Genomic DNA, 262 nt, shown 5'->3' with positions numbered 1-262 from the left:
CCTCCTGGCCCTCGCCCTCCTCCTCCTTCCCCTCCGCCAGGCGGCCCCGGGGGCCTATGGAGCCTTCCTGACGGGCTACCTCTCCCACCTCCTCCTGGACACCATGAATGTGAACGGGGTGCCCCTCCTCTGGCCCTGGCGGGTGCAGTTCTTCTTCTTCCCCTCCCGGGAGTGGAGAATCCGCTACGCCTCCCCCCAGGAGGCCACCCTGGCCCTCTTCCTCGCCCTCTCCGGCTTCGCCCTCTGGCCCCTCTCGGGCCAG

General features: G+C 70.2%; 1 protein-coding gene. It reads left to right on the top strand.

What is annotated here, in order from left to right; translation table 11 throughout:
• On the top strand, window positions 1-262 hold a 262-nt coding region (locus tag ACYQ0J_RS00735; RefSeq protein WP_460170288.1), incomplete at both ends, for a metal-dependent hydrolase.

Source organism: Thermus sp. FJN-A (assembly GCF_054655095.1).
This window is presented reverse-complemented; position numbering and strand designations above follow the sequence as displayed.